Source organism: Plantactinospora sp. CNZ321 (assembly GCF_004217235.1).
Genome location: NZ_SHKQ01000001.1, coordinates 1546447 through 1570174, shown reverse-complemented (window position 1 = coordinate 1570174; position 23728 = coordinate 1546447). Strand labels below are relative to the sequence as shown.

Here is a 23728-nt window from a genome sequence, read left to right as displayed (position 1 = left end):
TGTCTAGCGTCCACGCTAGACAGCCCTAGTTTCCGCTCGACGCCCGTACCGTCCGGCCGCGCCGGCCTTCGGGTCCGGGTCCTCCGGCTCCGAGGCCGTCGCCGCGACGTCCGATTCCCGGGCGCGACACGGGTACACCGATCTACGGATGTCTAGCGTCCCAGCTAGATGACCCGATAGCGTGCGATACGTGGATCCGGTCCGCAACCCGTACGCGCCGGGCGCCGGCCAGCGCCCGCCCGAACTCGCCGGGCGGGGGCGCGAGCTCGAGGTCTTCGACATCGTGCTGGAGCGGATCGCCCGGGGCCGCCCCGAGCGCAGCCTGGTCCTCACCGGCCTACGCGGAGTCGGCAAGACCGTGCTGCTCAACACGCTCCGCTCCCAGGCCATCAACCGACTGTGGGGAACCGGGAAGATCGAGGCCCGCCCGGACCAGTCGATCCGGCGTCCGGTGGCCGCCGCCCTGCACATGGCGATCCGGGAGCTGGCGCCCCGGCATCGGGCACCCGACCGGATCGACGACTTCCTCGGCGTACTCAAGGCGTTCGCGCTGCGCTCGGCTCCGGCCGCAGCGGGGCGGGGAGCCGGGGCGACCCGGCTGCGGGACCGTTGGCAACCCGGCATCGACGTACCGGCGGCGAGCGGCCGGGCCGACTCCGGCGACATCGAGATCGACCTGGTCGAACTCTTCACCGACGCGGCCGAGGTCGCCGCCGACGTGGGCACCGGGGTCGCGGTCTTCCTCGACGAGATGCAGGACCTCGGCCCGGAGGACGTCTCCGGGCTCTGCGCGGCGTGTCACGAGTTGTCCCAGCTCGGCGGGCCGCTGATCGTGGTCGGTGCCGGGCTGCCGCACCTACCGGCCGTACTCTCCGCCGCCAAGTCCTACTCGGAACGGCTCTTCCGCTACCAGCGCATCGACCGGCTGGACCGGATCGCCGCCGACCAGGCACTCTGCGCACCCGCCGCCCGAGAGCAGGTCGAGTACGAGCCGAAGGCCCTCGACCTGCTCTACGAGAAGTCCGGCGGCTATCCGTACTTCGTCCAGGCGTACGGGAAGGCCACCTGGGACTCCGCACCCCGGTCACCGGTGACCGCCGCCGACGTACGGGTCGCGGCGCCCGAGGCCGAGGCCGAGCTGGCGGTCGGGTTCTTCGGTTCCCGCTTCGAGCGGGCGACCCCGGCGGAGCGGGAGTACATGCGGGCAATGGCCGCGCTCTCGCTGGTGGCGGCGCCGGATGGTGACGACGGCACCGGCGGCGGTCACCGGGACGACATGGACGCCGCCGTCTCCACCGCCGAGATCGCCCGCTCGCTGGGACGCAAGCCAGCCAGCCTCTCGCCGGCCCGGGACGCACTGATCAAGAAGGGGCTGATCTACTCGGGTGAGCGCGGCACGGTGGCCTTCACGGTCCCGCACTTCGGCCGGTACCTGCGCACCCAGCCGGCCTGACCGGCGCGCCGCCCGGCGCGTCCCGCGACCGCCGCCACCCCGGCGGACCTGCCGGTCGACACCCGGGGCAGCGGGGCGGCCGGCGCCGCCGCGACCAGCCACCACCCCCGCGACCAGCCCCCCGCGAACCGGCGGCACCCGCGACCGACCACCACCTTCGCCGACCGGGCGGAGACTCACACCTGGGACCAGGGTGGCGGAAAGGTCACCTCGCCACTCGGCACCGGGTCGTCGGAGCCGTCCACTGACGGCAGCACCAGCGCCTGCCACGGATCACCAAGGCCCGACCAGGGGCTGGTCAGGCCGAACCGGGCGGCCGGGGAGAACCCGAACCGGCGGTAGTAGGCGGGGGTACCGAGCACCACGACCAGGCGCTCGTCGAGCTCGGCGGCGGCGTCGAGCGCGGCCCGGACGACATCCTGGCCGTACCCTCGGCGCTGCCGGGCCGGCCGCACCGCCACCGGGCCGAGCGCCAGCGCCGGCACGGCGCCCGGCCACACCTCGACCCGGCTCAGCAGGGCGTAACCGACCAGCTCACCGTCGACTTCGGCCACCATGGACAGCTCGGGCAGCCAGGCGCCGCTGCCCCGCAACGCCTCGACGAGCCGCGCCTCCGGGGGCAGCCGGACGTCCGGGCCGGCGAACGCCTCGGCGAGCAGTTGACGGATCGCCAGGGCGTCGGCTGGGCCCTCTGCGCGAAGCCGCACAATCGTCACAGTTCGCGACGGTACCGCGACCGCGCCGTCCAGTCTCCCACTTCGAGGGGTGAAGAACGGTGCGATCGGGTAAGACTTGGGCATGAAACCCGTACGCACGGTGGCTCGTACCCTGTTGAGCACGATCTTCGTGGTCAGCGGCGCCCGCGCCGTGGCCAATCCCGAACTGCACGTGGACCGGGCGAAGCGGGTGACGGGCAAGGTCGCCCCGCTGTTGCAGGGCATCCACGAGGGAATGCCGACCGACCCGGTCAGTCTGGTCCGGGCGAACGGTGTCGCCCAGCTCCTCGGTGGGCTGATGCTGGCCACCGGACACTTCACCCGGCCGGCCGCCGCACTGCTGGCCGGTACGCTGGTGCCGACCACCCTCGCCGGCCATCCGTTCTGGGAACATGACGACCCGGCGCAGCGGCAGACCCACCAGATCCACTTCATGAAGAATCTCGGACTGATGGGCGGGCTGCTGCTGGCGGCGGCGGACACCGAGGGCCGGCCCGGGCTGGGCTGGCGGGCCAGCCACGCGGTGGGCAGCGGTCGTCGACGGGTACGCCGGGTGGTACGCGGCGCCCGCCGTGACGCGCGAATCGCCGTACGCTCCGCAGCGGCTGGCCGGCGGCTGCCGGGCTGATCGCCGCACGTCCGGGGCCGGGCTGACCGCCGCAGGCCTGGTGGCGAGGGCCGGTTCCGGGGTTGCCGGATGGTTTCCCGGGCTGCCGATGTTCCCGGGGCGCCGGGGGTCGGGATCGCCGATCGGCGCATGGTCCATGCCGGACATATGCTAGTTTCACCTGACTGAGCGGCTGTGAAACACCTGAACCGCACTCCCTGCGTTAACGCGGTGGAAATGTCGCGAACCAGTGTGGGATCGGACACGGTCGCATAACGCGGGAGGCATTCCAGTGACCCACCGTTCTAGGCTCCCTGGAGGACCTGGGCGGAAGACCGACATCGGTACGGGGGTGGCCACGCCATGCCGGCGACCGTCGAAAGACGGCTAGGCCGCCTCGCCTCAGTCCGCCGCTTTGCTCGTGGAATCGACCGTCGAGCAGTCGTACGAATCGGCGTCGTCGCCGTCGTCTGCTACGCCGCGTGGCTCGCCATCGCCACGTTCGGACGGCCGTACAACTTCTTCGACATGAAGATCTACCACGGCGCGGTGGTCTGGTGGGCGGGCGGACACGAGCTCTACGACTTCATCGCACCCAGGACCACCCTCGGCTTCACCTACCCGCCCTTCGCCGGCCTGGTCATGCTGCCGATGGCGAGCATTCCGCTCGGCCTCGCCGGGTGGATCAACATCATCGCCAGTGTCGCGACCCTGGCGGTCGTGCTCGCCGCGCTACTCAAGCCGATCACCGACCGGCTCGGCTGGTCGCTCTGGTTCACTCTGGGCCTCGCCGTGCCGATGGCGGTCGCCATCGAACCGGCCCGGGAGACGCTCGGCTACGGCCAGGTCAACCTGCTGCTCTTCGGGCTGGTCATGGCCGACCTGGTGGCGCTGCGCTGGCGGGCCCGGCGTGGCAGCCGGATCACCGCCGGTGACGGACCGCTGCGCCGACTCTTCTTCAGCGGCGCCTGGGCGGGGATCGGGATCGGCCTGGCCACCTCGATCAAGCTCACTCCGGCGCTCTTCATCGTCTACCTGCTGATCACCCGGCAGTGGCGGGCCGCGATGACCGCGGTCGGCACCGCGGTCGCCGTCACCGTCGGCACCTTCGCGATCGCCGGCCGCGAGTCGACCGCCTACTTCACGTCGGTGCTCTGGCAGACCGAGCGGGTCGGCGCGGCGGACATGACGCCGAACCAGTCGCTGGCCGGGGTGCTCGCCCGGCTCTACGACTCGATCGAGACCCCGACCCTGCTCTGGCTCGCGTTCGCGATGCTGCTGCTGGCGCTCGGGCTGTCCCGCGCCTCGCACTCGCACGCCGACGGCGACGAACTGACCGCGTTCACCCTGGTCGGGCTCACCACCAACGTGATCAGCCCGATCTCCTGGTCGCACCACCTGGTCTGGGTCATCCCGGCGATCCTGATCCTCGCCGACGCCGCGAGCCGACGCCGGGCCGCCAGCCGGGGCCCCTGGCCGCGTCCTGCACTGCCGAACGCCGCCAACGGCCCGACCACGATGACCGGGCTGCGCACACCGATCTGGTTCCCCACCCTGACCGGCCTGCGGCACGGTGCGGCCGCGCTCGGGCTCTACCTGCTCTTCCTGATCTCACCGATCTGGCCGTACGAGCACCAACTGCCGGAGGTGTCGCACTATCAGGACGGCTTCTTCGGCGCCCTGATGGAGAACTCGCTCGCCCTGGCGATCATCCTGCTGGTCGCCGCGCTGCCGTGGCGGCCCGGCGCGGAGCCGGCGTTCTACGCCGAGCACGCCCGGTTCGACCGCCGGTTCGACCGCCGGTTCGCCAGCCAGCGATAGCTCCGGACGCCGGTCAGGGGCAGTTCACCCACTCCTCGGTGCCGTCGGCGAAGAGCTGCCGCTTCCACACCGGCAGCCGGGCCTTGACCTCGTCGACCAGTCGCGCGCAGGCCGCGAACGCCGCCGCCCGGTGCGCGGTGCTCACCGCCGCCACCAGGGCGACGTCGCCGATCTCCAGCGGGCCGAGCCGGTGCGAGACCGCCACCGCGTGTACGTCCGGATCGGCCGCGATCTCGGCGGCCACCTCCCGCAGCACGTCCGCCGCGCTCGGGTGGCCCTCGTATTCGAGCCGGAGCACCGAGCGGCCGTGGTCGTGGTCGCGTACCACTCCCTGGAAGGAGACCACCGCACCGGCGGACGCGTCGGCGACCACGGACTCGTGGAAGGCGACGTCCAGCGGGGCGGTGCCGACGGCGGCATGCGACCGGCCGGTCGACGGCACAGCTCCGGTGTCGACGGCCGGCTCGCTCCGTACGCTCATCTCACACTCCTTGCTGGGGGCGCTCTCCGGGCAGCAGCGGCAGGGGGACGACCGGCACCCGATCACCCGGTTCACCCTTGGCGCCCGGGGCGATCACGGCAAATCCGGCCGCCCCGGCGAGCCCGCGCAGCATCGCCGAACCGACGTGCCGGACCGGGGTGGCGGTGTTGTCGGCGGGGTCCACCCGGACCAGCGCCAGATGGGTGTAGTCACCCCGCCCGGCCACCGGCTCGGCCAGCGTCACCCGGGGCAGCTCCGGCATCGCGCGGCCGCAGAGCCCGGCCAGCAGCGGGGCGACCAGCGAGACGACCGCGACGATCGCCGACTGTGGGTTGCCCGGCAGCCCGGCGACGAACCGGGCCCGACCGTCCGGCCCGGTCACCCGGGCGAGCAGCATCGGGAAGCCCGGGCGTACGGCCACGGTGTTGACGACGTACTCCGCACCCAGGTCGCGTAGGGCCGGGTGCAGGTGATCGACCGGCCCGTGCATGGTGCCGCCGGTGGTGCAGACCAGGTCGGCGGTGGCGAGCCGCTGGCGGAGCGCCTCGACGTGCGCCTCCAGGGTGTCGGCCACCGGACCGACCACGTCGGCGGAGGTGACGGTGCAGCCGTACCGGCGCAGCCAGGCGGGGACGGCCGGGCCGAGCGAGTCGCGTACCCGGCCCGCACCGGGACGGCCGACGGTGAGCAGCTCGTCACCGAAGATGATCAGAGCGGCCCGGGGCGCCCGCCGGACCCGGAGGGTGTCGTAGCCGCACGAGGCCGCCAGCCCGATCACACCGGGGTCGACCGGGGTACCGGCCGGCAGCAGCTCCTCACCGGCATGCGCCTCCTCGCCGGGGGACCGCCACTCCGGCGCCGGCCGCAGCGCGCCGGCGACCAACCCGCCGGCGGTACGGGTCGACTCCTCGACCCGGAGCACTCCGGCCGCACCGTCCGGCAGCATCGCACCGGTGGCGATCTCGACGGCGGTGCCCTCCTCGACCAGCGGTGCCGGCGCACTGCCGGCGAGCACCCGGCCGACGACCCGCCACGGCCCGGTACCGCGTACGGCCCAACCGTCCACGCTCGACGTCGGAAAGGCGGGCAGGTCGGTGAGGGTGGTCAGCGGCTCGGCCAGGGTCTGGCCGTCGGCCTCGGCGACCGGCAACCCGACCGGTTCCGGTGCGGCGGCGCGGCCGGCGTCGTACACCCGGGACCGTGCCTCGGCCCAGTCCAGGGTCGGCGGATTGGCCGACGGGTCGGCGGCGACGGCCGCCTCGGTGCTCACGCCGCCCCACCCGCTCCGGGTAGGGCCCCCTGCCGCGTGCTTCTCACGTTCACCGTCCGAGCCTATCCTCGCGGTGCGACCGCCCGCCGACGAGTTCAGTCGGTACGCGGGTGGTCGCCGCCCCGGAGCTGGTCGACGGCGTGCTCCAGGATCGGCCCGAGTACGGCAAGCCCGTCCCGGGCGCCACCGGTGGAGCCGGGCAGGTTCACCACCAGCATCCGGCCGAGTACCCCGGCCAGGCCACGGGAGAGCGCGGCCGTCGGCACCCTGTCCCGGCTGTGCGCCCGGATCGCCTCGGCGATGCCCGGGATCTCGTAGTCGAGCAGTGCCCGGGTGACCTCGGGGGTCCGGTCGGTCGGGTTGATGCCGGTGCCGCCGCTGGTCAGCACCACGTCGACGCCCTCGGCCGCCGCGCGGCGCAACTCGACGCCGACCGGATCGCCGTCGCGCACCACCACCGGCTCGTCGACCAGGCAGCCGAGCTTCGTCAGGCCCTCGACCAGCAGCGGGCCGCTGGTGTCGGCGTAGACGCCGGTCGCCGCGCGGTTGGAGGCGACCACCACCCTCGCCCGGATCACGGCCGGTCCGCCGGTCGGATCCAGTCGCCGGTCTTGCCGCCCTCCTTGCGCAGCACCCGTACCCCCTCGATCGAGGCCGCCGGGTCGACGGCCTTGACCATGTCGACCAGCGCCAGCCCGGCGGTGGCCACCGCGGTCAGCGCCTCCATCTCGACGCCGGTCCGGTCGGCGGTCCGGACCGTCGCGATGATCTCGACCGTGTCGACGCCGGGCTCCAGGTCGACGGTCACCCCGTGCAGGGCGATCGGGTGGCAGAGCGGGATCAGGTCCGGGGTGCGTTTCGCGCCCATGATGCCGGCGAGCCGACCGACGGCCAGGGCATCGCCCTTGGGCAACCCGTCCCGGCGCAGCAACTCGACCACCTCGGCGGTGGTACGCAGCCGGCCGGCGGCGACGGCCCGGCGCACCGAGACCGGTTTGGCGGAGACGTCGACCATCCGGGCCGATCCGCTGGCGTCGACGTGGGTGAGGTGCGCGGACTCGGTCACGTCCGCGAGCCTACCGGCCAGGTCGTCGCAGCACGCCTGTGGCGGGCGGTGACCGCCGCGACGTCGGCCCGGGCTTCGATGCCTCGATACAGCTCAACCGCCCGCGAGGTCCACGATCCGACGCAGCGCCGCGATGTGCCTGCGTAGTGCCGTCCGTCCAGCAGGGGTGAGCGAGAGCCAGGTGCGGGGCCTGCGTCCCACATGTCCCTTGCGAATCGTCAGATAGCCAACGGCTTCGAGCGCGGCCGCCTGCTTCGAGACCACCGAGTCACTCAAGCCGGTGGCGTCGCGGACCGCGCCGAACTCGACTGCCTGCACCCCGGCGAGCACAGCCATCAACGACAGCCGGGTCGTGGTGCTGATGACCGGATCGGGCCTGATCGGATCGCCGCTCACCACTGGCCCCGGCTGACCCGTTGAAGATAGCTACCTCCCCAGCGTTGACCACTCCACTTCATCAGCATGAGTGCGCTAACCACCACGATGCTGCTCACCGTGATGGGCAGCGGAACCGCAAGACTCCGTAGCGTCAGGCCGCTGCCGAGTACGACGCCGCAGGACGTGATCGCGACGATCCAGATCAACACCCATGTACGCCAGCCGCTCTTCATCCGCAGCGGTCGGGCGCGCGCGTTCCGCCGCAGTCGCACCATGCCCACCACGAGTCCGGCGATAACTACGAGAAGTAGCAGCGCATACCAACGCCGAGCTGGCTCCGGGACATCCCACCTCGCCCACAGCAGCACGAAAAACAAGCCGCCTGCCGGCTGCCACCAGCGCGGGAGCAGCACTAGCGCCGCGCCTCGACGTAGCTGCTGGTCAGCCTTGGCAAGTTCTCGTGCAGCCCGCTCCGGGTCCATGCCAACCATCGACCAACTCCCCCTACGGATAATACTTTCCATATGGAAAGCTAGAACGACGGTACGCTTCGCGGACCATCAGAACAAGGCCGTACGGGCCGCTGCTTCGGCGCGCCGAGTGGCAGGACTTCCGGTCGGTCACGACCTGGAACGGTCCAAGCAGCCGGACTTCAATCATCTACTGCCCCAGAACGCCCAAAAGCGACGAGTTGTGCGTGACCCCATGCAGTCTATCGACCCACACACGGCCACATTCATCAGCGTCATTTTGGCCATTGTGCGCGAGACGGAGCAACTCGCCCCCGATGAGGCGAACATCAAGGATGGTAGATGCGCCATCATGAGGGGAAACCCAGGGTCAGCAGATGGACACGAAGCGAGTTCTACCAGGTCAGCCGATGGAGACTGCTGCTTGGTTCGCCGAGACTCGACGCCAATCACATAAGTGCGGTCGCACCAATCAACGACACCGCCAACTGGCGGCGCTGCGTGATCGTATCTTTGCGGTCAGCGAATCAGGCCTTCCCCCAGACCCCTCGGGAGCGGGCATCCGAAGGGAAGCCTGGCAGCCCCGCTTCCTAACGTTGGTACGCACCTGACCTAGCGCTCTCAGTCTCCAGATACGGACAGAGCGTAGCGAATGCTGAGCTAGTTGGCTAATACTGATTATACCGACATTTATTGTCGCTAACCAGCTGTTACTCGTCCTAAGCTTCGCTCATCGATCGGACGCGGCACCCGATAAGGGGCAATCCCCGAATTCCGGGCGTTACGTAGGTCCCGTACGGCGAAGGGAGTGGCGACGATGCGCGGCAGCGAGTGGTACTGAGAGAGATTCGACCAACACACTGACAGCGTTCGGTTGCTACGGTTACCAAGCAGTTCGTCTCGGTGACGTCAGGAACCGATGTGAGTCAGGTGCAGCGACGCGACAACGAGACTGATCAGCGGCTCCTGCCGCTCATCGGTCTCGTCGCTGTTTGCGCAGGCACCGCCACAGCCCTCGCCATCGTGGATGTCATCGCCGACCCGCCCCGGTCGGTCGCTGATCTCGCGACGGTGGCAACGCTGGTCTTCACGGTCGTGATCAGCGCCACCGTGAAGGCTCCCATCCGGATCCGCTCGGCCACCCAAGCCATCACCTGGAACGAGACCGCCATCGTCATCGGTATCGCTGTGGCACCTACCTCATGGATGGTGCTGTGCACCGGGATCGGCCTCGCCGTCGTGGTCCGTCTCCTGCACCTGCCGTTGATCAAGGCAGTCTTCACGATCAGCAAGAACACGCTGATGGCGACCGCCGCCGGCAGCACCTTGACGGTCCTCGGATGGGTCTGGCCACCCGGTGAAGTACAGCGCATGGTCCTACCACTCGCGGCGGCGTTCGCCATCTTGGTCGTTCTCGACGAAGCCATCGCCATTCCGGTTATCGCGCTTGCGAGCCGGACGAAGATCCGCAAACAGTTCAGCGCCAACTGGGACCTCAGACTCATCGGCTTCCTGATGCGATTCGTCGTCGCCGTCTCGACGCTGGTTCTCCTGACGATCGAGACCCGGCTGCTGATCGCCGTGCCGCCGCTGGCGCTCAGCCTGCACCTGGCGTACTCGACTCGGGTGCGTGCCCGGGCCGAGCGGCAGGCCTGGCAGGACCTGGCGCACACCACGGACGCGCTCAACGTGGTGGACATCAACGCTGTGCTGCACACGGCTGTCGCCCAAGCCGCCGTCCTCTTCTCCGCCGACGAGGTCGAGGTGGGGTTGCAGGCCAACGGACGCACCGTGCGGGGCAACAGCGAGGCCGTCACGTACGACGGGCTCACTGCGGCTCCCTCCACTATCAACGGGTCGGTCATCCCGATCGAGATGAAGGGGTACGACGGCAGCGACATCGGGATGCTGCGGTTGCGTTTCCGGGGGCCGGTCAAACTCTCCGAGCGGGAGCAGTACACCCTGCGTACCTTCGCCTCGGCGCTCTGCACGGCGGTCCGCAACGCCACCGCGTACGCCGAGTTGAACCGGGTGGCCGAGGAGCACGCGCACGCCGCCGCGCACGACGCGCTGACCGGCCTGGCCAACCGGCGCCACCTGCTCGACCGGGGTGCCGAGCGGCTCGGCCAGCGCCGTGCCGAGGGGGTCGTCGCGCTGCTGCTGATCGATCTCAACCACTTCAAGGAGGTCAACGACACCCTCGGGCACGCCGCCGGTGACCGGGTGCTGATCCAGGTGGCCGAGCGGCTGCGCGGCGCTGTCCAGGGCGAGGACCTGGTCGCCCGGCTCGGCGGCGACGAGTTCGCGGTGCTCTTCCACGGCCTGCCGGCGCCGGCGGTCGCCGCGCACCGGGCCGAGGCACTGCTCAGCGCGCTGCACGAGCCGATCGAGCTGGACGGGATGCGGATCAGTGTCGAGGCCAGCGGCGGCATCGCGGTCGCACCGAGCAGCGGCGGGATGACCGAACTGCTGCGCCGCGCAGACGTGGCGATGTACCAGGCCAAGCGGTCCGGACGGCGGATCGCCACGTACGCACCGGCCCGGGACACCGCCGACCTCGGCCGGCTCTCGCTCGGCGGCGACCTGCCCCGGGCCGTGGCCGACCACGAGTTCACCGTCAACTTCCAGCCGATCGTCGACCTCGGCAGCGGCGAGGTGGTGGCCGCCGAGGCGCTGGCCCGGTGGCGGCATCCGGCCCGGGGCACCATCGACCCCCTCCGGTTCCTGGAGACGGTGGAACGGTCCGGGCTGCTGCCGGCGTTCGCCGAGGCCGTACTCGACCAGTCGCTGATCGCCGTCAACTCCTGGCGGGAGGCCGGCTTCGACCTGCCGGTGGCGGTCAACGTCTCACCACGCAGCCTGCTGGACGCCCGGTTCCCCGGCGCCGTACTGGCCCGGTTGCGGGCGCACGACCTGCCGCCCGACCGGCTGGTGCTGGAGCTGACCGAGACGCTGACACTCAGCCAGCTCGAGGTGGTCGACCAGGTGCTCGGGCAGCTCCGGGACGCGGGCATCCGGCTCGCCCTGGACGACTTCGGCACCGGCTACTCGTCGCTGTCGGTGCTGTCCCGGATTCCCGTACACGAATTGAAGATCGACCGGGGCTTCGTGACCGCGATGGAAACCTCGGCGGAAGCCGCCGCGGTGATCCGGTCCACCGTCGACCTCGGCCGCAGCCTCGACCTGACCGTGGTGGCCGAGGGTGTGGAGAGCGAACCGCAGCGTCGCGCGCTCTGGGAGCTGGGTTGCGCCGCCGGGCAGGGCCATCTCTTCGCCCGACCGATGCCGGCGCCCCGGCTGCTCGCCGCCCTGCACCAGGGGGCGGGCGGTCGCCCCGGCACGCTCGCCCCGGCACTGCACGACGAAGGCGCCGTGGTCCGACTCTCCCCCGGCCGCCGCCCCGGCCCGCGCCGCCCTGAACGCCTGCCGCACCTGGGGGCCTAGCTGGCCCAGCGCCTGCCGCAGCCACCGGCGTCACCGCCACGGGTGCCGGCGTCACCGCCACGGGTGCCACCGGACGTCTGCCACACTTGCCCGCGTGAGTGCCACGGACGAACTGGACATCTCAGCGGATGATGGCCGCGGCTACTGGCGCCGGGCCGACCGGGCCGCCGGTGGTCTCGCCGCCGACCTGGTGCTCTACCTCCTCTCCACCGGCTTCGCCGCAATCACCGCGGCCACCTCCACCCTGCTGCCGCACCGGGCCTGGGGCAGCATCGCCGCCGCCGGCTACCTGCTCGGCACGCTGGCGGTACTCGGTCAGCTCCTGGTCCGGCGCCACCGGCCCGAGTCCAGGCTGGCCGGCACCGCCGCCCGGGGCGGGCTGACCGTCGCCGTCTGGGCCGCCACCGCACTGCTGCCGCTGGTCTGGCAGGCGGTCGAACGGGTCGGCGGCCGGCTGGACCGGGCCCAGGAGGAGGTGGTGGTGGTCGAGAACTCCGGCACCCGGCTGCTCGACCACGGAACGCCGTACCTGACCCGGGACGCCATCGCCGCACTGCCAGGCGGCGAGCAACTTCTCGGCTACACCCCGTACCAGCCGGGGATGGCGCTCTTCGGACTGCCCCGCGCCGTCGCCGGCACCGCGTGGTGGACGGACGCCCGGATCTGGTTCGCCCTCGCCACCGCCGTCGCGCTCGGCCTGGCCGTGCTGCTGCTCCGCCGCCCGGCGGCGACGATCGCCGACCGTACCCGGTCATCATCGCCGGGGTCCGTCCCACCGCCGGCGGGCACGATCGCCGGCGAACCCGCCACGCTGCCGGCGGAGCGGGCCGGTGCCCGGGACGCCGCGCTGGTCCGGGCGGTGCAGCTCGGGACGGTACTGCCGGTCTGCGCGCTGACCCTGGCGACCGGCGGTGACGACCTGCCGGTCCTCGCCCTCTGCCTGCTCGCCCTCGCCTACGCCGCCCGGGAGCGCTACCTCGGCGCCGGGCTCGCGGTCGGGCTGGCCGCGGCCCTGAAACTCTTCGCCTGGCCGGTCGCGCTGGTCCTGCTGGTGCACGCCGTCGTCCGGGGCGGCCCGCGGACCGGGCTGCGGCTGGCCGTCGGGGCGGTCGGCCTGCCAGTCGTCGCGCTCGTCCCGGCCCAGCTCGTCGACTCGGCCGCGCTGGTCGAGAACGTGCTGCGCTTTCCGCTCGGCCACGGCCTGGTCAGCAGCCCCGCCGCGTCGCCGTTCCCCGGGTACCTGATCGCGCAGGCGCTGCCGGCCGGCCGGGTGGTCGCCGCCGCGCTGCTGGTCGCGGCCGGACTGCTGATCGCCGTCCTGCTGCTGCGCCGCCCGCCCCGCACGGCCGCCTCGGCCGCGCTCTTCTGCGGGTACGGGCTGCTCGCCGCGAGCCTGCTGATGCCGTCGACCCGGTTCGGGTACCTGCTCTATCCGGTCGCCCTGCTCGGCTGGGTCCCCGCGCTCAGACTCGCCCGCACCCCGCAGGCCAGCCCGGACTCCGGCCGCACACCGGTGCCGACGGCCAACCCGTGAACCCGTCCCACCCCAACGAGCCCCACGAGCCGGACGAACCCGACCGGCCTGCGGCGTCGCCGTACCGGCCCGGCTGGGACGTCGTCGCCGTGGTCGCCCTCGGCGGGGCGCTCGGCTCGGCCGGCCGGTACGGGCTGGCGGTGCTCTGGCCGCACGCCGCGACCGGCGTACCCTGGGCGACCCTGGTCACCAACCTCTCCGGGTGTGCCCTGATCGGCCTGCTGATGCGACTGGTCACCACGGCCGCCACCCCGCACCGGCTGGTCCGGCCGTTCCTCGGTACCGGAATCCTGGGCGGCTTCACCACCTTCTCGACGTACGCGGTGGAGAGCCGGGGGCTTCTCGCCGCCGGCCGTCCCGGGGTCGCCGTCGGCTACCTGCTCGGCACGCTCGCCGGAGCGCTGGCCGCGGTCCGCCTCGGCATCTGGGCGGCGGACCGGGTGCGGTCGTGGCCGGGCAGGCCATCGTGACCGGGCAGGCCGTCACGACCGGGCCGGGCATCGTGACCGGGCCGGGCATCGTGACCGGGCCGGGCATCGTGACCGGGCAGGCCGTCGCGACCGGGCAGGCCGTCGCGACCGGGCAGGCCGTCGCGACCGGGCAGGCCGTCGCGACCGGGCCGGGCATCGTGACCGGGCGGGCGGGACCGCGATGCTGAGCTGGGCGGTGGTACTGCTCGGCGGTGCCCTCGGGGCGGTCTGCCGGTTCGCGGTCAACTGGCTGGTCGAGCGCGGCTCGCGGCCCGCGCCATGGGCCACGTTCACGGTCAACGTCGCCGGCTCGCTGGTGCTTGGCCTGGTCGCCGGGGCGGGCGGCGCCCTGCCGGGCTGGGTCGGCGCGCTGCTCGGCACCGGGTTCTGTGGTGCCCTGACCACGTACTCGACCTTTGGCTACGAGACCGTGCACCTGCTCGGGGCCGGGCCCGGGGGACGGGGCCGCGCGATACTGAACGTGCTGGGGACCCTCACCGTCGGACTCGGCGCCGCCGCCCTCGGCTGGCAGCTCGGCAACCTGCGGTGACCCGCCACCGGCTTCGACGGGTGGGGCCGGCAACGCGGCTTCGGCGCCGAGCCGGGAACTGCCCGAAGGCGGGCCACGCGCTCTCCCGACGGCTTTTCTGGGTGTCTGCCGAGCAGGGTCGGCCAACGGGGCGTAAACCTGAGGCTTGACGCTTCCCGTGGTGGGAAGCCGGGCCGTCTCCGACACTTGCGCCAACACAGCAGGCACAGCAGGCACAGCAGGACACTGCCGCATACAGCCGACACAGACCGACAGTCCCCGCCGACGCAGAGGAGTCGACGCGATGCCGAAAACCCACACCACACCTGACCGCTCCTTCCTCCCCATGGCGAAGGCCAGGGATTTCTCCGGCGGCTCCTGATGAACGCGACCTATCGGGACCGGGCGGAGGCCGGGGCGACACTCGCCGACCTGCTCCGGTCGATCGGCGGCGACCCCGACGTGGTCGTCCTGGGGCTGGTCCGGGGCGGCGTGCCTGTGGCGGCGGCGGTGGCGGATCGACTCGGTGTTCCGCTGGACGTACTGGTGGTCCGGAAACTGGGCCTGCCGGAGGCGCCCGAGGTGGCCTTCGGGGCCGTCGGACCGGGCGGCCTGCGGGTACTCAACGCGGAGATCGCCGACCGGCTGGCCCCGGAGGAGGTGGACGCGGTGGTCCGGGCCGAGACCGCCGAGTTGGAACGGCGGGAGCGGCTCTACCGCAGGGACCGGCCGCCGCTGCGGCTGGACGGCCGGACCGCGGTGATCGTCGACGACGGGTTGGCCACCGGCGCCACCGCGCGGGCGGCCGTGGGGGTGGCCCGGCAACTCGGGGCCCGACGGGTGGTGCTCGCCGTCCCGGTCGGCGCGCCGCAGGCGTACGAGATACTGCTTCGCGCCGCCGACGAGGTGGTCTGCCCGGAGCGCCCGGCCGACTTCAGCGCCGTCAGCCGCTACTACGACGACTTCCACGAGGTACCGGACTCGGAAGTGGTGGCCGCGCTGACGGGAAGTAGGTGATTCGACCGGGTACCGTCGGGTGATGCAGATGACCTGTCCCAAGTGTCGTGGCGACATGCGCCAGTACGAGCGCAGCGGCGTCACGGTTGACCAGTGCACCGAATGCCGTGGCATCTTCCTCGACCGGGGCGAGTTGGAGAAGCTGTTCGAGGCCGAGGCGAACTGGAGTCAGCAGCACTCGCCGACGCCGCAGCAGGCACCCGCCCCGGGGGGCGGATACCCGCCGCCTCCGCCGCCGGCCCCGCACCAGCCCGCCTACGGAGGCCCGAGCCACGTACCGCCGCCGCCACCGCCGCCGCCCGGCCACGGGTACCCGCCGGCACCGGCCCCGGCGTACGGACAGCCGCACTACGGCTATCACGGGCACTACCGGCACAAGAAGCGGAAGGGCTTCCTGAACGACTTCTTCGACTGACCGGCCCCGCCGGCAGGGCGGTTTCGGGCCCCAGCCGCTGGGCGGGTATGGGCCGCAGCCGCTGGGCGGCTCACCGGCTCGGCCGGCTGGTCGGGGTCTTCGCGGATCCCCGCACCGGCAACGAACCTCGCGCGTCGCCTCGACGGGCAGGCCCGCGTTGCCGGTGCGGGGATCTCGCCATTTCGCGGAGCTGGTTGGGGCTGGACGGCGTGACACGTCCCTCGCCACCCTGGTCACCGAGGCGGTGGGCACCATCCCACCCGCGACGGCGGCGGGCCGGTGAGGTGTGCTGCCCACAGAGCACCCTCGGGCCGGGCACCTTTGGGCCGGGCGGGCTCAGACGATGGCCATGTCGACGAACCGGGACAGGTGGAGTTGGGCGGCGACGGTGACGGTGTCCGTCGGTCCGTTGCGGTGCTTGGCGACGATGAAGTCCGCCTCGCCGGCCCGGGGCGATTCCTTGTCGTAGTAGTCGTCGCGGTGCAACAGGATGACGACGTCGGCATCCTGCTCGATCGAGTTGTGTACGGCGATCCCGTTCGCGATGAAGTTGTGTACGCCGAGCACCGTCGCGTCGTACACGTCGCGTTCGCCCAACGGCTCGATGGAACGCACCTCGTCCCAGCAGACGTCGTTGGTGGCGTGCAGCTCAAGGTCCGCAGAATCCAGCACCTGTGCGACCTTGGCAAGCCGGGCACGGCCCGGCGCCCGCTTCCGCCGCGCGCTCCCGCTGGCCTGGATCTCCAGGGAGGCGGCGAACTCGCGGTGCGACGTGCCGCGCTCGGTCAGCGCGAACTCGTGATGCGTCCCGCCGCGCTCGGTCAGCACCTCCCGCACCCGACCCCACACCTCGCGGGGCACGGTGTCGACATTGGCATTGTTGACCGTGGACTGGATGGCCGAGATCAGTCGAGCGCAGTCCCTGCCCCGTTCGCCGTACACCCCGATCTCCCGCAGGAACCGGAGCTGATCGTCCCGCCCGGAGATCTCCAGCGTGTACCGGGTCGGGTGCGTCCCGGTCGGAACCGCGCTCAGCCGCGTCGTGATGCCGTACCGGAGCAGCAGGCGGGAGATGTCTTCGAGCAGCCGGCGGCTGGTCGACCCGTAGTGGATCCGCCCGCCCCTGCCCGCCCGGTGCACGGTGACCGAACCGTCCGTCGCCCAGAGGTGCCGCAGGAAGAGTGTGATCTGTTCCTTGGGTAGCGAGAAAACGTCGGATGGTACGACCTTCTCGTGCGCGCGCAGCCCGTACAGCCCCAGGCCGTCCAGCCACTCGGCGATCGGGTTCCGCCGCCCCGGAGCCGGACGGTGGGGGGAGGGAAGACGGAGGGTGCTGACCCGGGCCGCCGTGCAGTCGTCGCGAATCGCGGTGATGCCGAAGTCTTCCGCCGCTGCCGTTACGGCGGCAAGATTCTCCTCGTCCTGGCTGGCGTACCGGACGGGCCGCCGCCGTTCGAAGGATCCGTCACCCAGCAGGTGCGCAAGCATGATCACGCGCGCATCTCGCCACGGTCGGATGGCCAGCGGCGGGGGAATGTGCCGAGGCGTCGCGACGGGGGCGCCGACCGTGAGTTCCCGCAGGGGAACCCAACCGCCGAACGTCAGGAACGGGTGATTGCCGGTGGCGTCGATCTGCTTGCCCGAGGCGAGAGTCAGCCGGAAGACCTGACGCGTCCCGCTGGGGAACGCGTGCGTGAGAGTCCGGGCGGTATACCTCAACTTCTCGTCCAGGGCCCAGACAGGAATCTCCCGCGCGCCGTGCGCCATCAGCTCGCCGAGCGTGACCTCGGCGTTCGTGTCGGCACGGATGAGCCGGGTCTCGGCCGTCAGACAACCAGATTCGCGCAGGTCGGACAATTGCGGGCGTTTGTCGGTACGCTGCTCCGGGCCACGGTTCAGCTGACTGACCGCGATCACCGGGCACTCGACCTCCTTGGCCAGCAGCTTCAACCCTCGGGACAGCTCGGCGACCTCCTGCTGGCGGCTCTCGGTGCGCTTCGGCGAACTCATCAGCTGGAGATAGTCCACCACGATCATCTTGAGGTCGTGCCGCTGCTTGAGCCGGCGGGCCTTGGCCCGGATCTCCATCAGGTTCATGTTGGGGGTGTCGTCGACGAAGAGCGGCGCTTCGCTGATCTCGCCCATCCGGCGGGCCAGCTTGGTCCAGTCGTCGTCGGAGAGTTGCCCGCTACGCAGCACGTGCAACGGCACCCGGGCCTCGGCCGACAGGAGTCGCATCACGATCTCGACCTTGCTCATTTCGAGCGAGAAGATGGCGCTCGCGCAGTTGTGGCGAATCGCGGCGTTCCTGGCGAAGTCCATCGAGGCCGTCGAGTTGTGTGTCGGGATCATCGACCGGCCGGCCAGGTAGAGGTGGTCGGCGTTGTCGACGGTCACGCAGCGCACCGGGACGCTCGGTACCGGGCGTACCGCGACGATGTGCCGCACCCGGGACCCCGTCGTGGTTGCCCGGCGACGGTCGCGGTGCACCTCCCGCTTCCGTTCGAGTCGGAAGATCTCATCCGGCGTGCGGAAGGTCAAGGTGTACGCCGTAGCCGGCCCCGCGCCCCGCACGCGCTCCTCGGTGATGCTGCACCGGTATCCGAGGCTGACCACGAGTTCGCGCACGTCGAGCGCCAGCCGGCGCGACGTCGAGGTGTATTGGAGATTGCCGGCCGGCGCGACGGTGCCGTCGGTGTCCATCAGCCCGGCGAGCAGAGCACGTCGCTGGGCCTCGGAGGCCCTCAGGTACTCGCCGGGAATGTGCGTGTTACCCAGAGCTTGGAGATCTCGCAACCGGCCGACCGGGGATCCGACTCTCCGGTGACCCGCCTCGCCCAGCCAGACCCCGAGAACGTACGGCGGGATCATCAGTTCGCGCTCGGGCAACTCCAGCGGGGCGCAGTTCTCGACGGCGTGGTTCGGCCGGCGGTCGGCGGTCTGCGTACGGAGTGTGTGCATTATCTGTCTGGTTGTCACCACGTCCGGCAGGGTTCGGACAGCCTGCGGAACGATCTGCGCGAACTCGCGACCGACCCGCTCCTGTAGCGTGGCGGAACTCCTACGGCTGGCGCGCGTCGTCGTCTTCCAGAGGTGCTCCGCGTCGGCGACGATCACCGACCCGTCGGAGAACTCCACCTCGTAGCACGGCCGGCCGTGCATCACCTCGAACGCGTGGGTCACCCGGGTGGGCCGACCGTCCGCGCCGAGCAGATAGTCGCCCTCTCGCACCCTGCCCATGGTGGTCCAACCATTGGGCGTGGGTAGGGGGGTGTCCAGGGAGAGCGCCTTTCCCAGACCGGGCCTGCCGGCCACGATCACCAGCTGCCCCGGGTGCAGCCCGTTGAGCAGCCGATCCAGGTCGGTGAAGCCGGTAGGCACGCCGGTCATCACCCCACCCTGCGCACCGACCGCCTCGATCTCGTCGAGCGTCGGCTGGAGCATGTCGGCGAGCACCGCGAAGTCCTCGCTGACCCGCCTCTCGGTGACGTCGTAGACCGCCTGCTGGGCCAGGTCCACCACGTCGTCGACATCCCGCCCGCCGCCGCCGGCCGAGCCGTAGCCGAGCTGCACGATCCGGGTGCCGGCCTCGACCAGGCGGCGCAGCACCGCGCGCTCGCCGACGATCCGCGCGTAGTAGGCGGCGTTGGCGGCCGTCGGCACGCTGGCGATCAGCGTGTGCAGGTAGGGCGCACCGCCGATCCGGGCCAGGTCGCCGGAGTCGGCAAGCGCGGCGGCGACGGTGATGGCGTCGGCCGGCTCGCCGCGACCGTAGAGGTCCAGGATCGCGTCGAAGACGGTCGAGTGCACCGGCCGGTAGAAATCGGTGGTCCGGAGGATCTCCACGACGTCCGCGATGGCGTCCTTGGAGAGCAGCATCCCGCCGAGCACGCACTGCTCGGCCGCGATGTCCTGCGGTGGGGTCTTGTCGAACTGGCCGTCGCGCGGCGCCGGGACGTCCGACGGCGGCGTCGGCGGTCGCGACTCTCCGCGTGACGGGCGCGACTCCCCTCGTACGTCGTCGGTGATCGACACGGCATCCCCCTCCGCCACACCGGCTGGCTCCCAGCGAACCGCCGAGGTACGACATTTCTCGACTGCCCCGCGACCCGGTCGGCGACGGACCGGACCCGGACCGGCCAGCCGCGTTGACCGGGGGAGATGTCGGCACGGTGGCAGGGTCAGGGGGCAACGATACGGACGTCGAGGTCAGGGACTCAAGCACGACGGTGGACGGAGTTCGGGACAACCTGTGGATGGTTGCCGGCGAGGTGTGCGCGGCCCTGTGCACAGGCTGTGGATACCGACTGGGGAAGGTAGCCTGTAACGGGCCTGACCTGCGCCGACTCGATCCCCACCATGTGGAGGAAAGAAACAGGTCAAATTCGGGCTACCGGGACGGCGTATCATCGGGCGACGGCAATCTTGCGTACGGCTACTCGCGAACGACCTAGCAGACTCCTCTCGATCGACTAAACCAGAAAGGTCACGCCTCGGCTGTGGACCATCGGGATCGGGGGCGGGGTGAGCTCGCCCGACATGAGTGGCAGGACGGCGGCGGCCGGAGCGACCCGGCGACGGCCTGGCCGGAGGACCCCTACTCGCGTCCCGACGTCGCCTATCGCACGCCGAGCCGGCGGCGAGCCCGGTACCGTGGCGCGCCGGACCCGGTCGACAGCTACACACCGTCCTGGGCCCGGGAGTCCATTGAGCCGCCCCAGCCCCGCTCCTCCCGGGCGTACGCCGACACCCCTGAGTGGACCTCGGAGTCCGAGCCGGATCGCGGCGACGCGGGCCGACACCATCACACCGGCCCGGCGGCCGAGCCGGCGACGGAGGGCGGCCGACGGTCCGGGCGTCGACGGGTCGCCCCGGAGGTGAGCTGGGACAGCAGCGGCGAATACTGGCGGGGTCCGAGCGGTCCGGCTGCGGAGACACCTGGCGGCGAAAGCACCGGAGACCGCTGGCACGATGGTGCCGGTCTGCGCGATGGAACGGGTTGGCGCGACGGTGCCGGTCGGCGCGACGGTGCGGAATGGCGCGACGGTGCCGGTCGGCGCGGTGCCTCGACCGAGCACACGCGGAGCGAGATCACCGACACCGGGGTGCCCGGCCGGCGCGGCAGGCGTCGCGCCGGGGCCGGCTGGCCCGGGGGCGAGGTCGACGACCTGGCCGCCGCCGCGCCAACCAGCGGTTGGGTCGAGGCTGCCCCCACCAGCGGGTGGGTCGGCGGACCCCCAGCCAGCGGCGCGGCACCGACCAGCGGCGCGGCACCGACCAGCGGCGGATGGATCGCCGACGCGCCCACCTCCGGCGGATGGGCCGCCGCGGCGCCCACCACCGGTGCCGGCGCGCACAGCGGACCGCTCGGCGACCGCCCCACGACATCCGGCCGGGGCCGACGACGCCGGGCCGAACCGGACGACGACCCGACCGGCGTACCCACCTCCGGCTGGGGTACCGGAGCCGCCGATCCGCCGTCGAGCGGTCGCCGCGGCCGGGCCGACACCCCACCCGGCTGGCGGGAGCCGGCCGACGATCCCACGCCCGGCCAGCGGAGCCGGGCCGACGATCCCACGCTGAGCCGATGGGGTCCGGCCGACGAGCGGGAGCCCGACCCGGCGTACGGCTCGGCGCAGCCCCCGCCTGGGCGTCGACGCCGTGCCGCGCCGGCCGCCGGATGGGAGCCCGACGATCCGAGCCGACCGCCACCCGCCGGACGGCGTTCCCGGCACCGCGCCGAGGAGCCGACCGAGGTGGCGGAGCGGCCGGACACCGCCACCGATGTCGAGCCGGGCTCGGAGGCCGAACAGGCGAGAGCGACCGCTCGCTGGGTGCGGTCACCCGGCGAAGGCGATTCGGGCGCCGGGACCGGCCGCCGGACGCGGAGCGGCGATCCGCCGCGGGGTCCGGCCGGTCCCGTTGCCCGCGAACGGCGACGCGCCCCGGACGCCGAGCCCGTCCGCCGGCACCGGGACGATGCCGGACCGGTACACCGGGGCGCTGACGAGCGGGGTGCCCCGGGCCGACACGCCGGTGCCCGGCCCGAATGGCGCGGGGAGGCCGTCGGCGAGGGCCGGCGTACCGACGCCGGAGCCGGCACGGGCTGGCGTACCGACGCCGGAGCCGGCACGGGCTGGCGTACCGACGCCGGACCGTGGGACCGGCTCACCGACACCGGAATGTTGGACCCGGTCACCGACTCCGAGTCGCCGAGGGCTGCCGTCGCCGGCCGCCGCCGGGACCGGAGCGCCGATGCAGGCCGGTGGGACGGGTTCACCGACACCGGCCAGTGGGACCGGTTCACCGACACCAGCGAGTGGCGGCACGGAGAACTCGCCGGGCTGGCCAGGGATGCCGGTGGTGGACGCGACATCCCTACCGACGGCGATTCCCGGCACGCGGCCGGTACCGAGCCGACCGGCGGTGACGGGTTCTGGTCCGGCACCCGGCTGGCCGGCGACGACCCACGCTGGATGGGCATCCCGGACTCGGCTCCGCGCTCTCCGGCGGTGGCGTACCCGCCCTCGGCCCGGCCGGTGTCGCCGGCGCGTCGGGCGAGCGAGCCCACCACGCCGGTCCGGCGACCGGCGCCGGGTCGTGGCCGTGCCGGTACGGTGGGTTCGGCCCGGGGTGTCGGCGGAACGGGTACGAGTCGTCGGCGCGCGCCGAGCGGCAGCCTGGTCCCCTCGGCGACCCGGACCGGCCGCCCCAGCCCACTGAGTCGACGCCTCGAAGACGATCTGCTCGATCCGCGCCCCAGCGGTCCACTGACCGCCGTTCTCTACACCGTCGCGTGGTACGCGGTCGCCGTACTGGCCGTCTTCGTCTGGGTACTCACGCTCGACGGGAGTGTGCCGGTGGACTGCGTACCCGGAGCCTCCGGCGCCTGCGAGTCGGAGCGCGGCCAGGCCATCGCCGCCCTGCTGGCCGGGGTGCCCCGGTTCCTCGCCGCGCTGGCCACCGGTCTGGTGGTCGCGGCCCTGATGCGCTGGTTCAACCGCACCTGGCGGGCGGTGACCGTCGGGCTCGCGGCCGCGGTCGTCGGCGGAGGGCTATCGACCGTCTTCTTCAGCGCCATCAGCGGTGAACCGATCGGCTGACGCGGTCCGCCGACCGCCACTGCAAGCCGGGACCGCCGGGCGTGCCCGGGATCCCGGCTGCCCGCCCACCGCCCCCGGACGCTGGCCCGGCTGACGGAGGGACTGCCCTACCCGTCGCCGAAGACCGGAAAGACGACTCGAAGACCGGAAAGACGACTCCGGGGTGCCGCCCGATCGGACGGCACCCCGGAACTGCTGTCTGTCGCCGGGCCGGCTACTTGCCCGGTACGACCTTCAGGTCGAACCGAGCGGTGACCTCCGGGTGCAGCTTGACCCGCACCTGGTGGCTGCCGACCGACTTGATGGCGCCGGGCAACTCCAGCCGACGCCGGTCGAGGGACGGCCCGCCGGCCGCCTTCACCGCGTCCACCACGTCGCCCGGGGTCACCGAGCCGAAGAGCCGCCCGCCGTTGCCGGCGCGCGCGGTCAGGTTGACCTTGAGACCCTCAAGTTGGGCCTTCACCTCGTTGGCGTGACCGAGGTCCCGGATCTCCCGGGCCGCGCGGGCCCGCTGGATGACCGTGACCTGCTTCTCCGCGCCCTTCGTCCAGGCGATCGCGAAGCCCTGCGGCAGCAGGTAGTTGCGGCCGTAACCGTCCTTGACCTCGACGATGTCGCCGGGGCCACCGAGGCCCGACACCTCCTGGGTCAGGATGATCTTCATGTCGGTGCCTCCCCTCAGCGCGCCGTGGCCGTGTACGGCAGAAGCGCCATCTCACGCGCGTTCTTGACCGCACGGGCAATCTGCCGCTGCTGCTGGGAGGTGACCCCGGTCACCCGCCGAGCGCGGATCTTGCCGCGGTCGGAGATGAATTTGCGCAGCAGCGCGGTGTCCTTGTAGTCGATGTAGGTGATCCCGTCCTTGTCGAGCGGGTTCACCTTCTTCTTCGGCTTGCGCAGTGCCGCAGCCTTTGCCATTGCTCTTGCTCCTGGTTTGCGATCCCGAGTGCTCCG

General features: G+C 72.1%; 21 protein-coding genes. 11 read left to right on the top strand and 10 right to left on the bottom strand.

Annotated features, from left to right (window positions below):
- The first annotated feature begins 190 nt into the window (after nt 1-190).
- On the top strand, nt 191-1453 hold the full coding sequence (locus EV371_RS06900; RefSeq protein ID WP_130461302.1) for an AAA family ATPase: 1263 nt from the start codon (nt 191-193) through the stop codon (nt 1451-1453).
- 176 nt (nt 1454-1629) lie between these two features.
- Here the strand turns inward: EV371_RS06900 and EV371_RS06895 are convergent, their stop codons facing one another.
- A complete protein-coding gene (locus EV371_RS06895; RefSeq protein ID WP_130461301.1) occupies nt 1630-2169 on the bottom strand; it encodes a GNAT family N-acetyltransferase in 540 nt (179 codons plus the stop codon).
- An 82-nt stretch (nt 2170-2251) separates the two neighbouring features.
- Between EV371_RS06895 and EV371_RS06890 the strand changes: the two genes are divergently transcribed.
- Both EV371_RS06890 and EV371_RS06885 read left to right on the top strand, forming a co-directional pair.
- On the top strand, nt 2252-2797 hold the full coding sequence (locus EV371_RS06890; protein ID WP_130461300.1) for a DoxX family membrane protein: 546 nt from the start codon (nt 2252-2254) through the stop codon (nt 2795-2797).
- Nucleotides 2798-3139: 342 nt separating this feature from the next.
- A complete protein-coding gene (locus EV371_RS06885) occupies nt 3140-4597 on the top strand; it encodes a glycosyltransferase 87 family protein (protein WP_130461299.1) in 1458 nt (485 codons plus the stop codon).
- 13 nt (nt 4598-4610) lie between these two features.
- On the opposite strand, the gene EV371_RS06880 is transcribed toward EV371_RS06885, so the two are convergent.
- The 6 genes from EV371_RS06880 to EV371_RS06855 form a co-directional block, all read right to left on the bottom strand.
- Nucleotides 4611-5078 carry a molybdopterin synthase catalytic subunit gene (locus EV371_RS06880; protein WP_130461298.1) on the bottom strand — a complete coding sequence of 156 codons (468 nt, stop codon included), beginning with the start codon at nt 5076-5078 and terminating at the stop codon, nt 4611-4613.
- A gap of 1 nt (nt 5079) precedes the next feature.
- Nucleotides 5080-6348, bottom strand: a complete 1269-nt coding sequence (locus EV371_RS06875; protein WP_130461297.1) for a molybdopterin molybdotransferase MoeA — start codon at nt 6346-6348, stop codon at nt 5080-5082.
- Nucleotides 6349-6443: 95 nt separating this feature from the next.
- Nucleotides 6444-6926, bottom strand: a complete 483-nt coding sequence (locus EV371_RS06870; RefSeq protein ID WP_130461296.1) for a molybdenum cofactor synthesis domain-containing protein — start codon at nt 6924-6926, stop codon at nt 6444-6446.
- Nucleotides 6923-7414, bottom strand: coding sequence for a cyclic pyranopterin monophosphate synthase MoaC (moaC, locus tag EV371_RS06865; RefSeq protein WP_130461295.1), 492 nt, complete (start codon nt 7412-7414; stop codon nt 6923-6925). Before moaC ends, EV371_RS06870 begins: the two co-directional genes overlap by 4 nt.
- A 93-nt stretch (nt 7415-7507) precedes the next feature.
- Entirely contained in the window at nt 7508-7810 is a 303-nt protein-coding gene (locus EV371_RS06860) for a winged helix-turn-helix domain-containing protein (protein WP_349337723.1), read from the bottom strand.
- Nucleotides 7807-8283, bottom strand: coding sequence for a hypothetical protein (locus tag EV371_RS06855; protein WP_130461294.1), 477 nt, complete (start codon nt 8281-8283; stop codon nt 7807-7809). The genes EV371_RS06860 and EV371_RS06855 overlap by 4 nt, the downstream gene beginning before the upstream one ends.
- Before the next feature lie 900 nt (nt 8284-9183).
- On the opposite strand from EV371_RS06855, the gene EV371_RS06850 reads away from it, so the two are divergent.
- The 7 genes from EV371_RS06850 to EV371_RS06820 all read left to right on the top strand — a co-directional run bounded on the left by EV371_RS06850 (nt 9184) and on the right by EV371_RS06820 (nt 15671).
- Nucleotides 9184-11706: a bifunctional diguanylate cyclase/phosphodiesterase gene (locus EV371_RS06850; protein ID WP_130461293.1), complete on the top strand. Its 2523-nt coding sequence runs from the start codon at nt 9184-9186 to the stop codon at nt 11704-11706.
- A 112-nt stretch (nt 11707-11818) separates the two neighbouring features.
- Nucleotides 11819-13240, top strand: coding sequence for a glycosyltransferase 87 family protein (locus tag EV371_RS06845; protein WP_130465715.1), 1422 nt, complete (start codon nt 11819-11821; stop codon nt 13238-13240).
- Nucleotides 13237-13710 (top strand): fluoride efflux transporter CrcB, encoded by a 474-nt coding sequence (gene crcB, locus EV371_RS06840; protein ID WP_130461292.1) that lies wholly within the window; start codon nt 13237-13239, stop codon nt 13708-13710. Before EV371_RS06845 ends, crcB begins: the two co-directional genes overlap by 4 nt.
- On the top strand, nt 13689-13898 hold the full coding sequence (locus tag EV371_RS34175; RefSeq protein ID WP_130461291.1) for a hypothetical protein: 210 nt from the start codon (nt 13689-13691) through the stop codon (nt 13896-13898). Before crcB ends, EV371_RS34175 begins: the two co-directional genes overlap by 22 nt.
- On the top strand, nt 13892-14260 hold the full coding sequence (locus EV371_RS06830) for a fluoride efflux transporter FluC (protein WP_349337720.1): 369 nt from the start codon (nt 13892-13894) through the stop codon (nt 14258-14260). The genes EV371_RS34175 and EV371_RS06830 overlap by 7 nt, the downstream gene beginning before the upstream one ends.
- 360 nt (nt 14261-14620) lie before the next feature.
- On the top strand, nt 14621-15256 hold the full coding sequence (locus EV371_RS06825) for a phosphoribosyltransferase family protein (RefSeq protein WP_130461290.1): 636 nt from the start codon (nt 14621-14623) through the stop codon (nt 15254-15256).
- Between the two features lie 19 nt (nt 15257-15275).
- Nucleotides 15276-15671 carry a zf-TFIIB domain-containing protein gene (locus tag EV371_RS06820; RefSeq protein WP_130461289.1) on the top strand — a complete coding sequence of 132 codons (396 nt, stop codon included), beginning with the start codon at nt 15276-15278 and terminating at the stop codon, nt 15669-15671.
- A 336-nt stretch (nt 15672-16007) separates the two neighbouring features.
- Here the strand turns inward: EV371_RS06820 and EV371_RS06815 are convergent, their stop codons facing one another.
- Nucleotides 16008-19550 carry a replicative DNA helicase gene (locus tag EV371_RS06815; RefSeq protein WP_486484917.1) on the bottom strand — a complete coding sequence of 1181 codons (3543 nt, stop codon included), beginning with the start codon at nt 19548-19550 and terminating at the stop codon, nt 16008-16010.
- A 620-nt stretch (nt 19551-20170) separates the two neighbouring features.
- Between EV371_RS06815 and EV371_RS06810 the strand changes: the two genes are divergently transcribed.
- On the top strand, nt 20171-22774 hold the full coding sequence (locus tag EV371_RS06810; RefSeq protein WP_130461287.1) for a hypothetical protein: 2604 nt from the start codon (nt 20171-20173) through the stop codon (nt 22772-22774).
- A 214-nt stretch (nt 22775-22988) separates the two neighbouring features.
- Here EV371_RS06810 and rplI read toward each other — a convergent pair whose 3' ends face one another.
- On the bottom strand, nt 22989-23438 hold the full coding sequence (gene rplI / locus EV371_RS06805) for a 50S ribosomal protein L9 (protein ID WP_130461286.1): 450 nt from the start codon (nt 23436-23438) through the stop codon (nt 22989-22991).
- A gap of 14 nt (nt 23439-23452) precedes the next feature.
- The gene (gene rpsR, locus EV371_RS06800) at nt 23453-23692 is read right to left on the bottom strand and encodes a 30S ribosomal protein S18 (protein WP_007073789.1); all 240 of its coding nucleotides are present in this window, start codon (nt 23690-23692) and stop codon (nt 23453-23455) included.
- Between the last annotated feature and the right edge of the window lie 36 nt (nt 23693-23728).